Below are 19052 nucleotides of genomic sequence, written 5' to 3'. Positions count from 1 at the left end.
AGTCAGCTATGCCCCGCCAACCTTGTCCGCGCTCGCTGTCGATCGGATTGCATCAAGAATACGATCAGCGCCTCCGGCGAGCAGTGTTTCCGCGAGCTTCGAGCCGATGTTTTCAGCGGACGAAACACTTCCGTGCATTTTACCTCGCACGATTGTTTTGCCGTCGAGTGATCCGACAATCGCGTCAAGCTTCAGTTCATTCTTTTCAGCATCAACCCGACCGAATGTTCCGATCGGCACCTGGCAGCCGCCTTCGAGCTTTCGCAGCAACGCACGCTCAGCCAATGCCGCTTGTGCAGTGATATGATGATGAAGGGATCTCGCAAACTCCGCCGTTCGCGTATCACCAACTCTGATTTCGATACCCAATGCTCCTTGCCCGACTGCCGGAAGTATCGTCTCCGCATCAATGCTCTCGCCGATACGTGCCTCCCAACCAAGCCGGACAACCCCGGCCCGTGCAAGTATCATTCCGGCCCAGTCACTCTCTTCGAGTTTCTTCATTCGTGTGTTGAGATTGCCACGAATATCAATGATTTCAAAATCCGGTCGAAGGTTCAACAATTGACATTTCCGACGCAAGCTTCCGGTTGCAATTCTCGCCCGTTGCGGCTGATTGAGCAGGGTCCTTTCCTGGTTGGCGGGATGAGGAATGAACACATCGCGAACATCCTCACGCTCGCAAATCGCGCCGAGCATGAGACCGTCGGGAAGTTGTGTCGGGAGATCTTTCAGACTGTGGACGGCCAGGTCAATCTGTTTCGTGAGAAGCGCCTCTTCGATCTCCCGCGTGAACAACCCCTTGTCGCCGATTTTCGATAGAGGTGAATCGAGAATCTTGTCCCCCTTTGTTTTGATTCTGTCAATCCGGATTTCGAGATCGCGAAACCGCTTCAGCAACTCTCCTTGCACCCAATGTGCCTGCCACAAGGCAAGTTCACTCCCCCGGCTTCCGATAATGATCCTGTCAACTGCCATGACTATCCTTCTCTTCGATTCCGAACAAATCGCGCAGTGCTTTGATGCGGTTCACCGTCTCGGAACCCCGGGCGCCGTTTTGTGCCCCGTTTCGCAAGTTGGTAATCGGTTGGTGCAGGATTTTGTTGATGATACGTTTTGTCAGCATTTCCACGAGTTCACGATCCTCCGGCTTGAAGCGATTGATGTTCCTCTCGACTTCCAACTGGCGGATCGATTCAATCGCGGAGGTCAGTTCCTGAATCGTCGGGCCGACTTGCAGCGAGTTGTGCCATTTGAAGAACTCCAGCGTTTCCTCTCGAACGATCGTGGTCACTTTCGGCAACTCGGCTTTGCGCTTTTCAATATTCTTGTCAACAATAGCGCTCAGCGAATCCATATCGTACACGAACACATTTTCCACTTTGTTGCATGATGGATCGACGCTACGCGGTACGCTGATATCAATAATGAAAAGAGGATTGTTTGCGCGCTGTTTCATCATGCTGCGGACATGATCGGGCTGAACTATGTAGGCAGGACTATTGACAGACGTAATCACAATATCCACTGTGCGGAGAGCTTCCGAAATCTGATCGTAGTCCAGCACTTCGCCGATGGTGTAGGCTTTGAGCGACGTGATCAGCGCTTCGGCTTTTTCCCGCGTGCGGTTGGCTATTTTTATTCTTCCAATCCCTTTGCCGATCAGATGCTTCATGGTCAGTTCGCCGGTTTCTCCAGCCCCGATCAGCAGGGCCGATTTCTTCGACAGTTCGGCGAAAATCTTGCTGGCCAATTCTACCGCAGCATAACTTACGGAAACAGCACCTTCGCAAATGGACGTCTCCGTCCGGACACGCTTCCCGACGTGCAGCGTTGCCTGCATCAGCCTGTTCATCACAGGCCCCATCACGCCCGTTTCGGTGGCAAGATTGAATGCTTCCTTTACCTGGTTGAGAATCTGAATATCGCCAATCACCATCGAATCCACCCCCGCCGCAACTTTGAACAAGTGGCTGACTGATCCGCCGGCAAGACTGCCGTAAAAGTGATTCGGCGTTACAATTCCCGACGCGCCCTTGAAATCAATCAGGAATGTCTTCAATCCGGCATCGTCCACTTGTGTATCAGGCGTGAGCCCGTACAACTCCGTGCGGTTGCAGGTCGACACAAGCATCGCTTCGTTGAAGTACTTTTCCTTCAACTGCTTCAATGCTTCCTTCACTTCATCGTTTGACATCCACATTCTTTCGCGAATGTCGAGCGATGCAGTGTTGTGACTTATGCCTATGGAAAGAAGGTTCATTTCAATAGAAACTGTGAAAGCCGCTCATATACATGTTTATCACCGTCATCGACAAAAACACAAACCCGAAGGCAATGAGGGAAACGATCATCATCTTGCGCCCCTGCCACCCTAATTTCCGTTTTGCCGCAAGACTGATTGCATACAATGCCCACACCGTCATTGTTCCGATCAGTTTCGGATCGAGATAAGAGAAACTGTCGAACGCCTTGGGGAGCCAAATCAACCCAATGGCAATCGCAACGGTGAGCATGATGAAACCGAAAATCTCGGACTTACTGCTCATCTTCTCAAGCATCTCAAGGTTGGGCAGTTTGTTGTAGATCAGACCGAAGCTTGATGATTTGATTTCGCGGTACAACATCAGATACAGAAAGCCGTACACGGCGGAAAGCGAGATTGCCGTATAGCCTAACAATGCAGTCGAGACATGGAAACCAAGCAGACGGCTTCTGAGGATTGGCGCAATTTCTGTCAAGTCTCTGATGTTGAGAGAAGAAACAAGCTGAAACACAAAGGCCAACAGGAGAATAAACATTCCTGTATTGCTTGCCTTTGTCCGCAGTTCGATGTACGTGTATGCAATCGAAATGCAGACGGCCAGCATCGTCATAATCTCAAATACTGTTGTGATCGGTGGATGGTCAAAAGCAACTGTACGGATTGCAATGTAGACGACGTGAAGCCCGACTGTGAAAACCAGAGCAGGAGTTTTCAGGCGGGTGATGGACGCCAGGTTGAGAAAAAACGAAACTGCGTAGATCCCCACTAATAACGCATAGAGCAGGGGCATTGCCACTACAAGAACGTCAACGAGCGCTACGATATCCATGAACTCCGATTGAAGAGTGAAGAACGCTAAAAATATACGAAAAACGGGCTAGAACAGAAACAATGATGTAAATTTCAACATCTATGCCGAAACAACTTCAAGCGGATGTGAAGAAAAAAACAGCTAAAATGATGGTCGAGAGGATGGTTAGACAATTAGGTTGATGGATTTGTCAGATTCGGGAACGGGCATTCCGATATTTGAAACAAGACTGGCTAGAGACGTGGACGAAAGCTCGCATTCAAAGATGAACAGCTTCGTATCGGAAACATTCCCGGAGATCTCGCCTAAGAGATGGTACTTCTCGTCCAGATCTCTAGGTTGCACGCTTTCTCATCATTCTCGAAGCGACAACGGCAAACAGCCCGACAACGAGTCCGTACGTAAGCCCGATTGCCGGACCAATGAGCAGAATGAAGTATTTCCCGGGGATTGCGTCGGGAATCTGGCTGAAGCCTTTTGCCGCCGTCGGGTTGTTTGCTCTGTACAGATCGAAGAATGCGGACTGAACCACCGAGTTGCACACACCCATCGCTACTGCGGATAAAAGTCCGTGCAGAAACGGCTTCGGCGCACGGCGTTTCGCAATCCAGTATGCCGCAAAGAATGCAATCAGCAGCCAAAGCAAAGGTTCGATACGTTCGGTTAGTCCGAATAGAGAAGCCGTTCCCATTGCAATGCCGAAGAACGCGAGCGTGAGGATGATTTTCCAGTTCATATCCCCTCCTTGTTAGTTTGCTACTGCACCCGCAGACAAGCCTGTTCCCCTTGCCACAAATGCCTTCGTTGGTGTGCCGGAATCACACAGAAGCATGAATACAAATTGTACTTCATCCGTTCATTGAACGGCGAACGCATTACCACTTTGTCGAGAGCGACTCCGTTTGCCGACTCGTAGGTTTCCCTTAGACGAGATTGTGCAGCAAGAAATTCAGCAAGAACTTCCTTCGGTGATTCAGTTGTAACTACTTCAAGTGATTGTATTGTCTTGACCTTTGTTCGATACGGAGGTTCTAAAATCCATTTCAACAGTCTCCCCTTCCAATCCATTTTGTAGGGACCGTCGCCGATTTTGCCTTGTTCTTTTGCTTGTTGAATAAGCGGAGGAAGAAGGTTGAGATAGAGATCTGTGGTCAGTGTAAGATGCTTTACACATTCAACAGCCGACCAACCGCCGTTCGCCGGACGTTTTGTTAGATGGGATTTATTGCTGCTGCCGAGAAGTGATTTGGCCTGCCCGGAGCAAGCATCTATCTCTGCAACCAAAGTTTGAAGCTGTGGTGACATCAGGTTTGCTTTGTCAGGATGGTTTTGATTCGTTCGAGTTCAGAATTCGTTGAGTCGAAATGAGAAAACTCCCTCCCCGCCCGCCGATACCAATAGCGGCTGTTCCCTTCGTCGCCTTCAATCTTGTGGAGAACGGCATGAATCCAGCAGGCAAATTCATCGTCGTAGTTTTGGACAATGCGGTGGGCTTCCTCCCAGTTGTCAGCAAGGGCGAGTTCAATTGCTTTCACAAGCTCGAACGCATTCATTGTTTCTTCATCGCCCACACGTCATTGCTGTACACGAATTCCGTCTGGCCGCCGATACCGGGCCCGCCGTATTTTCCTCCCGTCATAATAATCTGATTCCGGAAAATGCAAGTTGCGGTCGCGCCGCGAGGCGACCAGGGAGCGCGCTCTTCTTTCCACGTAATGCCGTCTGATGAGTAGAGAACTTCGCTCCGGAACCTGCCATTTCGGCTGCAACCGATCAGCCAAATCTTGTCGTCGAAAACCTCCACCGAATATCCAAAGATGTCTCCTTGTGCGATATTCGGAGTGAGCATTGTCCATTCCACACCGTCGGAGGACACCCAGACATCATGCCTGAGCATGTAGAGTTTATTCTTGAAAACGACAAATCTCTTTCCCCCTTCTGTCCCGAAGGGAAGGTTGTCGGCGACCTTTGTCCAGCGAACGGCATCTGTTGATACCCACGCGTCGGCATAGCTTCCCGCAGTATCTCCCCCGCCGATGATCCAGATCTTGTCTTGGAATACGAAAGGATGATAGAAGAATCGTTTTGGGAGATTCGATTCCGCCGCAAGAATTTCCCAGTTCTTGAAGTCCGTTGTCCGGGCAATCTGAGAGGTTTGTGTGAATCTCTCAATATTCCCCTCAAATGTTCCAAGCGCATAGACGGCCCCCTTGAATTCAACGTAGTCGAGAAAAGCCTGATTCATGACGATGTTGGTGAGTGAGGTTTGTCGCCACGATTTCCCGTCGGATGATTCCCATACACCCGACGGGTGAAACACCCGAATGTACTCTCCGTCGGCGAACATCTGATAGTTGTAGCTTTGGGAAAATCCGGCGTTTGCAGTCAGCCGGGTCCAGATATATTGGGATTGTCGTGGAGCGGATTGTTCGGGCACAGGATGCGGCGAACCTGTGTCGTTGATAAGGATTGCGACGAGAGGAAGAAGTCCAAGACTTATGTAGTTGAGAGACGTCACGACTTTGGTACATCAAGATAGTCGTTAGGAATCGGGATGCCTTGTATTTTGAAGAACGTCAGCTGATCGAAGTATCCTCGTTGAAACACGATCAGATTATTCTCGATCTCAAAGAAACCGCATCCCTGCAAGCCCAGCGGGTCACGCCATTCGAGAATTGCCCAATCGCCCGCCTCATGTATCTGCACCGGAATGCAGACCATCTTTGCGCGGGCAAAGTCCGTTTCAAACAACTTCCTGATTTCGGCTTTGCCTTTCAATGGCTGCGTAACAACCTGATGGTTGACGGCATCCTTGGCGTATAATTCCATCAAGCCATTCACGTCGGCGGCGTTGAAGCGGTCAATCCAGATTTTGATGAGTTGGGATGGGGACATGTATGTAGATGCTTCCAGGTGCAGATAAGAAAGTTTGGTTCCAGATTATTTCAGCAGCACGACTCTAATAGTTGTTACAAAAGACCCTGCTTTTAGAGTGCAGAAATACACACCGGTCGCTATCTTTCCAGCATCCCATTGTCTTACATATGTACCAGAGGGTAGCTCCTCTGATACAATTGTCGATACTTCCCTTCCCAATACGTCGAACACTTTTATTGATACAGGAGACTTGAATGGAATACGAAACTGAAAAGTAGTTGTTGAATTGAAGGGGTTCGGGTAGGCCTGCTCCAGGCCAAAATGGATCAACTCAGTATTGGACATCACTCCCAGTGATGTGATCATTTCTGATATTGGTCGTTTCCACACAACTGATAGACGACTTGCTGCAAAAAGTGTGCTTACCTGAACTGCAACACTGGCAATGTAAATATCGTTTGGCAAACCTGTGTTAACCTGAGTCCAGTTGGCGCCATCGTTTGTAGAGAGTAGAACACCGTTTAATGACCCCATGAATAGATTAGTATCTTCTATAGCAAAACATGTAGCATGGAATTCCGGTCCAAAACCTATTTGAGCCCAGCTGGCTCCGTTGTTAGTTGAACGAAATAGAAGTAAGGACCCCGAGGCAAAAACGCTTGTGCCTTTAACAGCTAGACGTGAAATGACTAGAGTGCTCAAACCCGTATTGACCTGTGTCCAGTTCATTCCTGCGTCGGTTGAGAGGAAAACTCCACCACCCGCCGTCCCCGCAAAAAGCCTTGACCCTGAATTTGCGAGTGAATTCACATAAAGGTTCGCTAAACCTGAATTGATCGGAGTCCAGTCTGCCCCAAAGTTGCTTGATACCAAGACCCCCCCTCCTTGAGTCCCCGCATACAGAAGACTGTCATTAACAGATAGACAATTGATTGTACTCCAGAAGGCAGGGCCGACAGGACTCCAGGTCGCACCTTGATTTGTTGACCGACAAACACCAGCGAGTGTTGCTGCAAAGATATCCGACCCAAGAACAACTAAATCTCGAACGCGTGAATCTGTCAATCCAATGCTGGCGTTTTCCCAGGTTACGCCATTGTCTGTGGTAGAAAAAATGCCATTCTCCTCGGTCCCTGCCAAAAGAGTCGCGCCAGAAACACTTAGTTTGCTAACTGATACGCTTGCCAGACCACCGTTTGCTTCAATCCAGAGTGAACCCATGCTAGGGGAGAAAAATATACCGTCAGTTGTGCCCGCAAAGAGACTCGCGCCAAAAATTGCAAAAGCATTTACAGGCGCAAGCCCGACAGCAAAAGTCCAACTCGTGCCGTTGTTCGTCGAGAGGAATACATTCCCGGATGAGGTCCCTGCATAGACATGGGGCCCGGAAAGAGCGAAAGCTTGGACTGTAAGGTTCTCCAGCCCTGTGTTACTTAGGTAAAAGGTCTCGCCAGCATTCGTCGAACGGAAGGTGCCCCACTCTGTTCCGGCAAAGACGGTTGTGCCGGAAGCGGCAAGGGAAACATCATAAACATTCCATATTGTCTGCCTCCAGCTTGCTCCCCCATTCGTTGATAGAAAAACGCCTCCGAGACTGCCAGCAACAATGTTCTGTCCAGCGACGGCGAGCGATAGCACGCTATCTGGGCCAGTACTAAGAAATCCCCAAGTCGTTCCGTTGTTGGTGGAAAGAAAAATACCACCAATTGTTCCAGCTAATAAGTTCGTGCCATAAATGGCCAGGGCATTGACAAATCGATTGGTCAATCCACTGTCAAGGGGATTCCAACTCGTTCCGTTGTTGGTGGAAAGATACACTCCCCCGGGAAAAGGCCCCGCCCCTGTGGCGGCATAGATATTGGATCCGGAAACGGCAAGATCGTTAATGAATAAGTTTGAAAGCCCACTGTTAACGGGATTCCAACTTGAACCAGTGTTTGTGGATAAAAAAACTCCTCCAGTATAGGTGCCTGCGAAGAGATTTGTTCCAGAAACCGCTAAGGAGCCAACAAAAGGATTTGTCAACCCTGAACTGGCTCGAACCCAGTCTCTCCCTCCACTCGTCGACAGGAATATTCCTTTAGTACCAGTCCCGACGAATAAATGCTCGCCGGATTTAACGAGGGAGAGAACCGAAGAGTTTTGAAAGCCAATTCGGATCCAGGTTCCCCCACTATCATTCGAAGACCACAATCCGTTGGCTGACCCTGCGAGGAGACTAGAACCGGAGGCAAGGAGACACCCCCCCCCGATCGTAGACAACTGTGTCCATGTCGCACCGCTATCATTTGATCGAAAAATACCACCTGAGCCCGCAAACAAGCTGCTTCCTGAAACTGCTAAGGAATAAATATAGTCATTCGTTAGGCCGTTATTTGCCTGGATCCAGGCCATACCGCTATTGGTCGAACGAAAGACACCTCCACCCGCGGTTCCCGCAAACAAGATCGTCCCCAAAACTGCCAAGGCTCTGACATGGGTGTTCGTCAACCCCGTGTTTACGCTTGTCCAACTTGTACCGTTGTCGGTCGAGAGAAAAACACCTCCACCCCCAGTTCCCGCAAAAAGGTTGGAACCCAATGCAGCGAGCGTATAAACCACCGTAAAAGGCGGCCCACCAGTCCAAGTCCAATCTCTGCCGTTGTCGCTTGAAACATAGACCCCATCGCCCGTACCTGCAAAAATGTTCCCACCAGATGCGGCAAAAGTGTATACCCTCGAATTAGCCATACCAGCGGCTTTCACCCAATCCGCGCCGTTGTTGGTCGTGAGAAACACGCCAGCACTTGATCCAGCGAGAATTGTCTCCCCAGAAGTCGTCAGGGCATATACAGCACCTCCATAGGGTCCGTTGGTCTGTGCCCACTGGGAATAGAGTCTTGTCGAGCAGAAAATGATACCTATCAGGATAACATCTCGAAAAAACCTCTCCATAGAATCCTTCCTTTCATGATTCGCTTGTGACAATGCCCAATTGGTCCATTACTCTGGCCAACGTAATATCACAGTCCTTGAAAACCGGCGGTACATCTGACTCTACCGGCCTGAATTCTCCAGAATATAGTCGTTTTTATGTCTTGTTAGCCTACAACTCTTGCCCCATGATCATTCCTCCAACGTCGTAATATTTCCCGGATCCTGCCCCAACGCTCTTGCCTTCAACACCCGGCGCATGATTTTGCCGCTGCGTGTTTTGGGCAGCGAATCAACGATTTCGATGTGTTCGGGTTTGGCAATGGGGCCGAGTTCTTTGGAAACGTGCTGGCGCAGATCTTCGACCAACGTGTCGGCTTTCGCTTGTCCCGCTTTAAGCAAGACGTACGCGTGAATCGCATTCCCTTTCACTTCATGCGGCAATCCAATAGCAGCGGCTTCGGCTACAGCGTGGTGACTGACGAGCGCACTTTCTATCTCTGCCGTACCGAGTCGGTATCCTGAGACTTTGATAACATCGTCAACACGGCCGATGATCCAGTAGTAGCCATCCTCGTCGCGGCGCGCTGAATCACCCGTCATGTACATGCCTGGATATTTTGACCAGTACTGTTGCACGTAGCGTTCGGGGTCTTTGTAAAGTGTGCGAAGCATTGCAGGCCACGGTGTTTTGATGACGAGGAAACCTTCTTCGTTCGGTTTCACGGGTTTTCCTTCTTCACTCAAAATATCCATCTTCAACCCGGGGAAAGGCCGGGTACCGGAGCCGGGTTTCAACGGCACACACGGCATCGGAGTAATCATGAACATTCCAGTCTCGGTTTGCCACCACGTATCCATAATCGGGCATCGTCCTTTGCCGATGACGCGGTGATACCATTTCCACGCTTCGGGATTGATCGGCTCGCCGACGGAACCAAGAAGTCGCAACGACGACAAGTCATGCCGGTTGGGCCACGCCTCGCCGAAGCGCATCAGGCCGCGAATCGCCGTCGGTGCCGTGTAGAGAATGTTGATGCCGTACTTCTCGATCATCTGCCACCAACGATTGGGGTACGGATACGTTGGCGCCCCTTCATACATGAACGATGTCGCCCCATTCAGTAGCGGGCCGTACACAATGTAGCTATGTCCCGTCACCCAGCCGGGATCTGCGGCACACCAGAAACGATCTTCTTCATGAATATCAAACACATACTTGAGCGTCGTGTAGGTGCCGACCATATAGCCGCCGTGCGTGTGAAGAATGGCTTTCGGCTTTCCCGTTGTGCCGGATGTGTAAAGCATGTACAACGGGTCTTCCGCATCCATCACTTCAATCTGGCAGGCGCCGTTTGCAATCGGCAGCATCATCAACTCGTGATACCACAAATCCCTTCCCTGCTCCATGTTCACGGGCTCGCCGGTACGCTTCACAACAAGCACACTCTCAATCGTTCCCGCCCGCTGAACCGCTTCATCGGCGATTTGCTTGAGCGGAACAATCTTGCCGCGCTGATAGGCACCGTCGCAGGTGATCAGAACTTTCGATTCGCTGTCTTCAATTCTTTCAGCGAGAGCTTCGACGGTGAAGCCGCCGTAGACTACAGAATGCACTGCGCCAATACGCGCTGCTGCAAGCATAGCAATGGGCAGTTCAGGTACACGCCCCATGTAGATTGTAACGCGGTCGCCCTTCTGTACGCCGAGACTCTTCAACACGTTGGCAAAGCGGCAGACTTCGCGTCGCAACGCAAAATACGAGAACGAACGAAACTCTCCCTTCTCTCCCTCCCACAACAAAGCAAGCTTGTTCCGCCGTGCAGTTTCGGCATGACGATCAAGGCAGTTGTACACAATGTTCGTCTTTCCGCCGACAAACCATTGAAAGAAGGGCTTCTTCGAATCATCCAACACCTTATCCCAATGTTGAAACCAATGCAACTCGTTGGCCTCTTTCGCCCAGAATCCTTCTAAATCACGTTCCGCCTCCTCGCGCATTTTGTCCCAATCTTTCACATGCGCGTGCCGGATTGCTTCCTCAGTCGGATGAAAAATTTCGCCGGAAAGAGTCTTGTCTGCCATGGTTCAGTATCCTAGAAAATAGTGTGTAGTGTATGATGATTTGATTTCAACGGGGACGTTCGACTATCGCGTTGTGTGCGTGAACAATATTGAAAACCGTCAAGAGAGATGCAAGAGGATTGGCGACCGGAGATTAGTGTTTCGGGCTAACGCCTATTCCGAATCCCCCCGGCATGTTAAGCTTGCCCTCAGCAATTGTCGTTCCAGCGAACGGATCGTTCGAGATGAGCGCCGCTCCATCAAGATCGGCGTAATCTGCAAGTGGCGACAATTGCGTTGCAGCCGAGATTGCGCAGGATGTCTCCGTCATGCAACCGAGCATCACTTTCAGGTCGAGAGCCCGGGCAAGCAGAATCATCATGTACGCCTCGTGCATGCCGGTACATTTCATCAATTTGATGTTTATGCCATCATAGAGGCCCACTACATTTGCGATGTCGGATAGGCGTGAGACTGCCTCGTCCGCAATAATGGGCAGCGGACTTCGTTCCTTCAACCACGCCTGTTCATCAATCATCTCTTTTGGCAAAGGCTGTTCAACAAGTTCGACACCTTGAGTTGAAAGCCATTGTATCATTTCCAGAGACTTCTCCTTGTTCTTCCATCCCTGATTCACATCAACTCGCAACGGTTTGTCCGTTACTTGCCGAATTGACGTGACAATATCCGTGTCGTTCTTACTCCCCAATTTTACTTTTAGGACTTTGAAGGTGTCAGCCTCACGTACCCTTTGCCGGAGGAGATCCTTATCACTCTCAATACCAATCGTGAAAGTCGTCACAGGTGTCTTTGACGGATCAAGTCCCCACGCCTGATGCCACGCAAACCCGAGTTTCTTGCCGAGCCAATCGTGCAATGCGATGTCGACTGCAGCCTTTGCTGCATGATTACCGGGAGCGATTGCATCAATACCCTTCAGAATATCATCAAAGGCAGCAGGATTCGCATATTTATCCAGATCAACTCGTGAAAGAAATGTAGTTGCCGATTCGGGAGTTTCGCCCAGATACGGCGGCATCGAGGCCTCACCGTAGCCGATAATGCCCTCCTCCTCCGCCTCCACAATCATTACAGGAGTAGTCGTGCGCGAATACGTTGAAACTGTAAACGCATGACGAAGTTCGAGTGTGTAAGAAGAGAATCGCAGTTGCACGCGTGATCAGCGCCCCGGACAATTCATATTGTCGGCAAACATGTTCACTCAACCATCCTCATTTGGCACCGAGCGAAGATGATGACTGGAGAGATTTGACAGCCGACTGTAATTCCTGAATCTGTTTTTGTTGATCCTTGATAACGTTCAGCAGGTAGAGAGCAAGCTTGTCGTACTTCACGCCTTCAGGAGTTCCTTCGTTGTTATGAAAGACAAGATCGGGCACGACCTTCACGACCTCCTCTGCAATCAACCCGACATCTTCTTCATCTGTCGATTTCCATTGGAAACGCACGGGATTCAAGTCAAGCACAGACGAGGGTTCGAGCTGGCGGATGTTCTTCTTGTACCGGATACTGGACCCTGATTGCAGCAGATTTCCTGCCACATCCACGAAAACGGAAGCGCCCGTTCCTGTGCTGAGAAGCCGTGCACGAATGCCACCGTTCACATCAAGCGCAGCTGTCGGACTTGACGTTCTGATTCCGACACTCTGAAACACATTATCAATCAGCAACGTGTTTGAGTCTGCCGGAAATGAAACTCTGTTTGCAGAGTAATTGAATCCGACAAAATTCCTGAACAGCCCCGTCCCATCTTCTCCAAAAATCCAGAAATCCCTGTTTGTCGAGCGTTGCGACAGTACGAACCGGACATTCGAAGGCGAGACACTCCCCGGCCGCTTGATGGTGATGTCGTTGGAGTTCGTCGCGCTGGTATTCTGCACAACAGTGCCGCCTCGTACATCAAGTGCCCCTTCGTGAGTTGACGTGCCGATACCGAGGGAAAGGCTGGAAATTCCGACCGATACTGCCGGGAGAGTGTTGCTCTGTTGAAAGATCATCTGATCGGTAACATCGTTGTACGCAAGTCCCCACGCCGCAAACGCCGGTGAATGCGCCGCAACCAACCGCGAGGGGTTTGTTGAGCCGGACTCGAAGATGTAGGTCATCGGAGCGGTACTGTTCTTGAATCCTAATGTGTTCGATAGGGTGAGTTGTGTGTAGGGTGCAGTCGTTCCGACACCGAGTCGTGCAAGGCTGTTGTTCCAGAATAAATTGCTGTCGCTGAACATCGAGGTTGCTCCAGTCCAAAATGCCACGCGTCCGTTTGCGCCGGTTCCAGTTATTCCGCTGCTGACGGAGTCATTACGGGGGGCCCACGTCGAGCCTGTCCATTTCATCACTTGTCCGGCAGCGGCGCCATTCTGCCCGATATCCTGAAAGAGAATCGAACCATCGGCAATCTTCGCAGATGTCACCGAATTTGAGGCAAGCTTGAAGCTGTCAACGCCGGCAGTTGCGATTGCAAGCGTGCCGGTTGTTGTGATCGGATTCGGAGAAAATGTCAGGCCGCTGGTTCCCGTTGGCGTACCCGGAGTTCCCGCCGCAACACTGGTCACTGTACCGAATCCCCCGATCTCGTCGTTTCCCGGAATCCACTGAAGCATTTTGTTGTCCCACTTCAGCACCTGATTGTGAAACGGCGTTGAATCTGCAATGGCCCTGTTGAACAATCCTTTGACCACAGGATTGGGATAGGTACCGGACAAGTCCCCTCCTGCATTTCCGCTCGGCGGCAGAGTTACGCCTGCCGCGATCTTTGCCTGAGTGACAGCGCCATTGAGAATTTTGGCCGATGTGACTGCGTTTGTTGCAATAACAGGAGCAGGAAAGGTTCCGGTCAAATCACCGCCTGCCGTTCCACTTGGCGGCAGCGTAACCCCGGCTCCGATCTTTGACTGCGTAACAGCGCCATCTATTATCTTGGCGGAAGTTACCGCATTTGCGGCAATCGTAGGATTTGGATACGTACCCGTCAGATCGCCTCCCGCATTACCACCCGGTGGCAAGACTACTCCCGCTGCGATCTTTGCTTGAGTAATGGCAGCATCCGCAATTTTTGTTGTGCCAACTGCCCCATCAGCGATTTTCGTGTTGGTGACGGCCGCGTTGAGGATCTTGACAGACGTTACCGCATTTGTGGTAATCACGGGATTGGGATATGTTCCCGTCAAATCGCCGCCCGCAGCCCCACCCGGCGGCAGAGTCACACCGGCACCGATCTTCGCTTGAGTCACCGCTCCGTCAAGGAGTTTTGCAGTGGTGATGGCGCTGTTCGCAACGGTTGGGTTGGGGTACGTTCCGGTTAAGTCACCTCCCGCGGTGCCGCTTGGTGGCAACGCAACGCCGGCAGCAATTTTCGCCTGCGTGACTGCACCGTTCAGAATTTTAGTGGTGGTGATGGCATTGGCCGCAATAGTCGGGTTTGGAAAATCTCCCGTCAAGTCGCCGCCAGCCGCGCCTCCCGGAGGAAGTACGACACCCGCAGCGATTTTTAACTGAGTCACGGCTCCATCGGCAATTTTCGACGTACCAACGGCATTGTCGGTAAGTTGCAGTGTTCCAATCCCCTGATCTCTCACGTTGATTGTCGCAGTCGGGCCCGTCGGGTTGAGAATTGTCAAGGTATTGTTGGTATTCTGAATCCCTTGTATTCCGCTTCCGCCGCCGCCTGCAGCATCAATGTAAATTGTATCATTGCTGGTTGTTACTGTTGCCGATCCCCGCCCGACAAGGCGAAGTTCATCCCTCACACTATTAATCCCTTTCACTACTTGCCCCGCTGCAATTTTCGTAGAGGTAATCGTATTGTTGAGAATTCTTGAGTTCACGACAGAGTTTACAGAGAGCTTGCTGCTGTCGATCGAACCGGCCGGAATCGGCGGAGCTGTTCTGACGAAATCCGATGTATCGGAAAGGGGCGCCTTGAAATTCGTTGCCACATCCACTCGTTGAATCGTCCCGTTTAGAATCTTTGCAGAAGTTATGGCGTCATCGGGCACGGTCCCGGCTATGCGAGCGCTGTCAATTGGCGGAAGATTCTTGACATAATCGGCCGAGTCGGATTGAGGAGATTTGAAGTTTGCCGCGACATCGAGCCGTTGAATCGTCCCGTTCAGAATCTTCGCAGAAGTTATGGCGTTATCGGGAACCGTTCCCGCAATCCGGGCACTGTCGATTGGCGGAAGATTTCTGACATAATCGGCCGAGTCGGCTTGAGGAGATTTGAAATTTGCTGCAACATCGAGCCGTTGTATCGTCCCGTTCAGTATCTTTGCGGAAGTGATCGCATTGTCCGGTACGGTGCCAGCAATGCGGGCGCTATCGACAGTCTGCTGTGCCGGAGCGCTCAGGGCAACAGAAGCCGTGTCCGCTTTAACTGATCGAAAACTGTAAGCCGTGGAAGCAAGGGGTATGCGTTTCGTGATTTCGGATTCCCCCGCAAGTTGAATACTCAGCCAACGCAATCCCGAGAAAAGTGATTCGAATCCCAGTTGTCCACCCAGCCGTGCAGAGAAGAGGCCGCGCATGAGTTGCAACGTTTGTTGATTCGTCCAGAGTGGAGTGCCGCCCGTGCTATCGACATACAAACGGAATGTGAACGTGTAGTTGCCGTCGGGCTTTGGCATCCCGGTACTATCGGTGAGGGATCCCTGGTACGAAATGAAGCGCGGAACCTGAGCTTCCGCGACAAACACGCCGACCACCGACAGAACAATCAGCAAAGCAATGGCTTTTGCTTTCATTGCACACCTTTCAGAAGTATGTTGATGAATTCGAAAACGTCTTGTTGCGACAAAGGGGAAAGAAGAAGCCGGTGTGCGAAATCGCACTCAACCGGATGATTTCGCCAGCCTCCGAAATGCGGCACACTGTCTCCCCCGCGCCACAATCACATGGAAGGTATTCTCAGTAACTCACAACGAGCCCGAGCCGGGCCTCAACGCCGGATGCGGCAACAAACAGAATCGGCTGAAACACCTTCGGTGTCATGGGCAGTTTCTCCATGCAAATCACCTTAGCAAAAGGAGTTTTCTGCTTGCCCGGTATTCACCGGCCTGCAACTGATACAGGTACACGCCGCTTGCTGCGGGAAAACCGCTATCCGTTACACCATCCCACACCACGCTGTAGGTGCCCGTCTTCTGCTCGCCGCTGACGAGTGTTTTTACCTTCTGCCCGAGCAGATTGTAGAGGGAAAGCAAAACATCGCTTCTCTTACTCAACGCATAGCGAATTGTCGTGGATGGATTGAACGGATTCGGGAAATTCTGTTCCAACGTATATGCGAGCGGCACAAGCGGGATACCTTCATTGTTCTGTTCAGCATATTCCTTCGTTCCGAGAATCAGCTTTAATGAACGGCGCGTGTCACGCAGAGTCAGGGCGAACCGGGAGTTCAAAACCGGAATCGCATTGAAATCATCCCTGTCCAGTATGTAGATGTCGAATGCTTCGGGACGGGAGCCGTATTCTGTGAGCCTCACATTCACCTGCCGATTCGGAAGGGTTGATGATATACTGAGATTCCACTGCTCACCCTCGGTTTGCGGAGGTTTGAAGTTGCTGAGATACGACCTCCCGTCTTCGATCGACAGTTGAACATAATCCCCGATCGATGGCGGCTCGCGCTGGTCGAGAATGTCGTCACCAGGCAAAGCCCCCTCCACAAAACCGACGTAGTTGTGGATGTCCTTCAGAGAAGACTGTTCCAGTTCTGCCGACATTTGCAGGATAAAGTCACTACCGGACAATGACTGCTCGATTTGCTTCGGAACAGAAGGCGAGGCTTCAACCGGCGCCACTTGCAGCACAACCTGTTCACCCGATCTGTTCTCGATGAAGTATCCTTCCCACGGCTCCAGTACGTTCACGTTCGGCACGTACGGACTTTCGGCATCATAGAAGTAGAGATTGCTCACATCGCCACTTGGTGAAACACTGTTCATGCTTACCCGAAATGCGAAGGGATTGGCGATCTGGTTCCATCCCGTATCCAACACGATTGACAATGGCAGAAGTGTTGGAACCGATTTCCCATTCTCTATCCCGAAACCGTTTGCTGCATGGCTAACAAGCCAGAATGCTTCACCGGGCGTGAACCGTGCGCGAATGTCCGGGAACTCAACATTCCTGTTGTTCTCCCAACGGAATACTCTCCATACATTAGGATCATAGCTGCCGAAATCATCCCCTAACACCGAGAGAAGCGAAGGGTTCGCCAATTCCACCGGAACAGAGATCATTCTGTAAACACGACTTCGGAAAGTTGAAGGGCTCGCGAAGGTCTCGATGTTGACCCGTAGAGTGTCCACGCCGAAACCGGGAAACCGAATCGGCCCTTGGGTGGAAGCGGCGGTGATGTAGTACTCGACTCCGCGGATCGTTGTGGCAACTGCCGGAATTGTCGCGGAAAGTGTGTCACCCGATCTTGCAAGCGCAATCCGGCTGAATGGTTGTTCGCCACCTTTCCGGTAGAACAAACTCTCTGCCGTTGTTTGAAGATTTGCAGGCACAAACATCCTGATTCCAACAGACCGTCCGAGTGTTGCAACCTCCGATTGTACGGCAAAGATGAGGCCTGTATTTCCTAAGTTGACGTTGTTGACAAAACCGCTTTCGATACGGGTATTCTGAGCTTCAAGGTTCCCGATGGCCGGTTCGCCAGCGATGCCGATAATATGCGAGTTGGAGGAGGGAAGAATTCCGAAGCCCATGCCAAAGGCGGAAAAATCCACTCTGCTTGTTTGTGCATAGATTGCCACAACAGGCAGGGTCAACAACGATGCGATAAATAGGAGCTTGTTCACTTGAACTTCCTTGTTAGCCGCAAATCTCGATTGAAGAGATTTGACGGCCGATCACGGTTCCTGAATTCGCCTGTGATGCTGCAACAAGCACAAGAATTGCCGCAGGGAGATAGTTGCCGCACAGAATTCGAAAACCGGGTTGCTCACGTGTCAATTTTTCTGTGAGGGTTCATTTCAGTAATTCAAGACAAGTCCGACACCGGCTTCGATACCGGAAAGAGCCCCGCTTGTGCTGGTCACATTCCCGTACACGTACTTCAATCTCAGAGGAAGCGAAATACCATCGGCAAGAACAAATGTCGGCTGTACCCCGATCTCGACGAGCGTGAACCCGGAGAATGGAACTGCAGTTGACTCAAAGAACCGTCCTTCAAGCGAGAATTGCGCCGAAAAAGTCTTGCTGAATTCCGATGTGTACGATACAAACAATTCGCCCAACGCCGGCTCAAGCCGATCTTTCAACGGCGTAAGGATTCTGCCGAGAGCAACATCCGGGTTTGCCCTCGTCCGGTATGTGCCATGAATAACCAGCTCGTCAAGATCGAAGAATGTCCGGTATTGCAATATAGCTAACACCTTGTCCCCTGCCGAAAAGAAATCGGCATCGTTCAGTTTATCAACTCCGTAATGTGTGTAGATGACATCGCCGGAAAGTGAGGAGACGTCGCCGATACGGACTTCGAATCCCGCGGTTGCCGATACTTCGTCGCCCGGATCGTACTTCCCGAAACTCTGCAACGGCTCGAATCGCCCCCGATACTGGTACGTGAGCCCGAATCCGAGCACAACATCCTCGCTCATGGGCATTGCCCACACAACGCCGGGAGACAGTCGAATCCCTTCACCGAAATGAGGAATCTGAAATCGAAACAGGCTGTTCGCCAGGACGAGTGACGTGCCGAACTCATCCGCCGTCAATTCCTTCTTGCCGCTCGGAATCCCGATACCGAGATTGAACATGAGATTGGCAGATTCAAGATGATACGTTCCGGAAAGTTCCAGATCCGCAACTCCGCCAAGCGACGCGATATCGCCTGATGTCGATCCGAAAGCCCCCCGCAACGACACGCTCGCCTCTCTGCTGACGGGATAGTAGAGGGAAACGATCGAGCTTGCTTCGGCAAATGCAACGCTGTCCATTGACCATCGCTGATACAACGGCATCACGCTCAACGTCCCGGTTTGACTGATGAGCTGTGCTTCCTGATCGGATTGCGGTTGTGCGTACGACTCAAGCAGAAATACGGTAACAAGAAGTACAAGTATTGTCGGTTTCATGTAGAATCTCTCCATT

Annotated in this window: 14 protein-coding genes; all 14 read right to left on the bottom strand. The window is 51.2% G+C overall.

Features of this window, described 5'->3' with window-relative positions:
* Positions 1–6: 6 nt before the first annotated feature.
* Positions 7–978, bottom strand: coding sequence for a hydroxymethylbilane synthase (gene hemC / locus KF749_12705; GenBank protein MBX2992009.1), 972 nt, complete (start codon positions 976–978; stop codon positions 7–9).
* Positions 968–2263: a glutamyl-tRNA reductase gene (gene hemA / locus KF749_12700; GenBank protein MBX2992008.1), complete on the bottom strand. Its 1296-nt coding sequence runs from the start codon at positions 2261–2263 to the stop codon at positions 968–970. The genes hemC and hemA overlap by 11 nt, the downstream gene beginning before the upstream one ends.
* Before the next feature lies 1 nt (position 2264).
* Entirely contained in the window at positions 2265–3095 is an 831-nt protein-coding gene (gene ccsA / locus KF749_12695) for a cytochrome c biogenesis protein CcsA (protein ID MBX2992007.1), read from the bottom strand.
* A 316-nt stretch (positions 3096–3411) separates the two neighbouring features.
* A complete protein-coding gene (locus KF749_12690; protein MBX2992006.1) occupies positions 3412–3813 on the bottom strand; it encodes a hypothetical protein in 402 nt (133 codons plus the stop codon).
* 20 nt (positions 3814–3833) lie between these two features.
* Entirely contained in the window at positions 3834–4382 is a 549-nt protein-coding gene (locus KF749_12685; protein ID MBX2992005.1) for a DinB family protein, read from the bottom strand.
* On the bottom strand, positions 4382–4630 hold the full coding sequence (locus KF749_12680; GenBank protein ID MBX2992004.1) for a hypothetical protein: 249 nt from the start codon (positions 4628–4630) through the stop codon (positions 4382–4384). The genes KF749_12685 and KF749_12680 overlap by 1 nt, the downstream gene beginning before the upstream one ends.
* Positions 4627–5595, bottom strand: a complete 969-nt coding sequence (locus KF749_12675; GenBank protein MBX2992003.1) for a hypothetical protein — start codon at positions 5593–5595, stop codon at positions 4627–4629. Before KF749_12675 ends, KF749_12680 begins: the two co-directional genes overlap by 4 nt.
* Positions 5592–5972, bottom strand: coding sequence for a nuclear transport factor 2 family protein (locus KF749_12670; protein MBX2992002.1), 381 nt, complete (start codon positions 5970–5972; stop codon positions 5592–5594). Before KF749_12670 ends, KF749_12675 begins: the two co-directional genes overlap by 4 nt.
* 45 nt (positions 5973–6017) lie before the next feature.
* Positions 6018–8888 (bottom strand): T9SS type A sorting domain-containing protein, encoded by a 2871-nt coding sequence (locus KF749_12665; protein ID MBX2992001.1) that lies wholly within the window; start codon positions 8886–8888, stop codon positions 6018–6020.
* Between the two features lie 171 nt (positions 8889–9059).
* A complete protein-coding gene (gene acs, locus KF749_12660; GenBank protein ID MBX2992000.1) occupies positions 9060–10952 on the bottom strand; it encodes an acetate--CoA ligase in 1893 nt (630 codons plus the stop codon).
* A 133-nt stretch (positions 10953–11085) separates the two neighbouring features.
* Complete coding sequence (locus KF749_12655; protein ID MBX2991999.1) at positions 11086–12105, bottom strand: dipeptide epimerase; 1020 nt, start codon at positions 12103–12105, stop codon at positions 11086–11088.
* 58 nt (positions 12106–12163) lie between these two features.
* Positions 12164–15694 (bottom strand): tail fiber domain-containing protein, encoded by a 3531-nt coding sequence (locus tag KF749_12650; protein ID MBX2991998.1) that lies wholly within the window; start codon positions 15692–15694, stop codon positions 12164–12166.
* A gap of 267 nt (positions 15695–15961) precedes the next feature.
* Entirely contained in the window at positions 15962–17758 is a 1797-nt protein-coding gene (locus tag KF749_12645; protein ID MBX2991997.1) for a T9SS type A sorting domain-containing protein, read from the bottom strand.
* Between the two features lie 174 nt (positions 17759–17932).
* Positions 17933–19036 carry a hypothetical protein gene (locus KF749_12640; GenBank protein ID MBX2991996.1) on the bottom strand — a complete coding sequence of 368 codons (1104 nt, stop codon included), beginning with the start codon at positions 19034–19036 and terminating at the stop codon, positions 17933–17935.
* Positions 19037–19052: the final 16 nt, after the last annotated feature.

Source organism: Bacteroidota bacterium (genome assembly GCA_019637975.1).
Classification (GTDB): domain Bacteria; phylum Bacteroidota; class Ignavibacteria; order UBA10030; family UBA6906; genus CAADGV01.
Note: the sequence above shows the minus strand (reverse complement) of the source record. Positions and strands in the feature narration are given on the sequence as shown.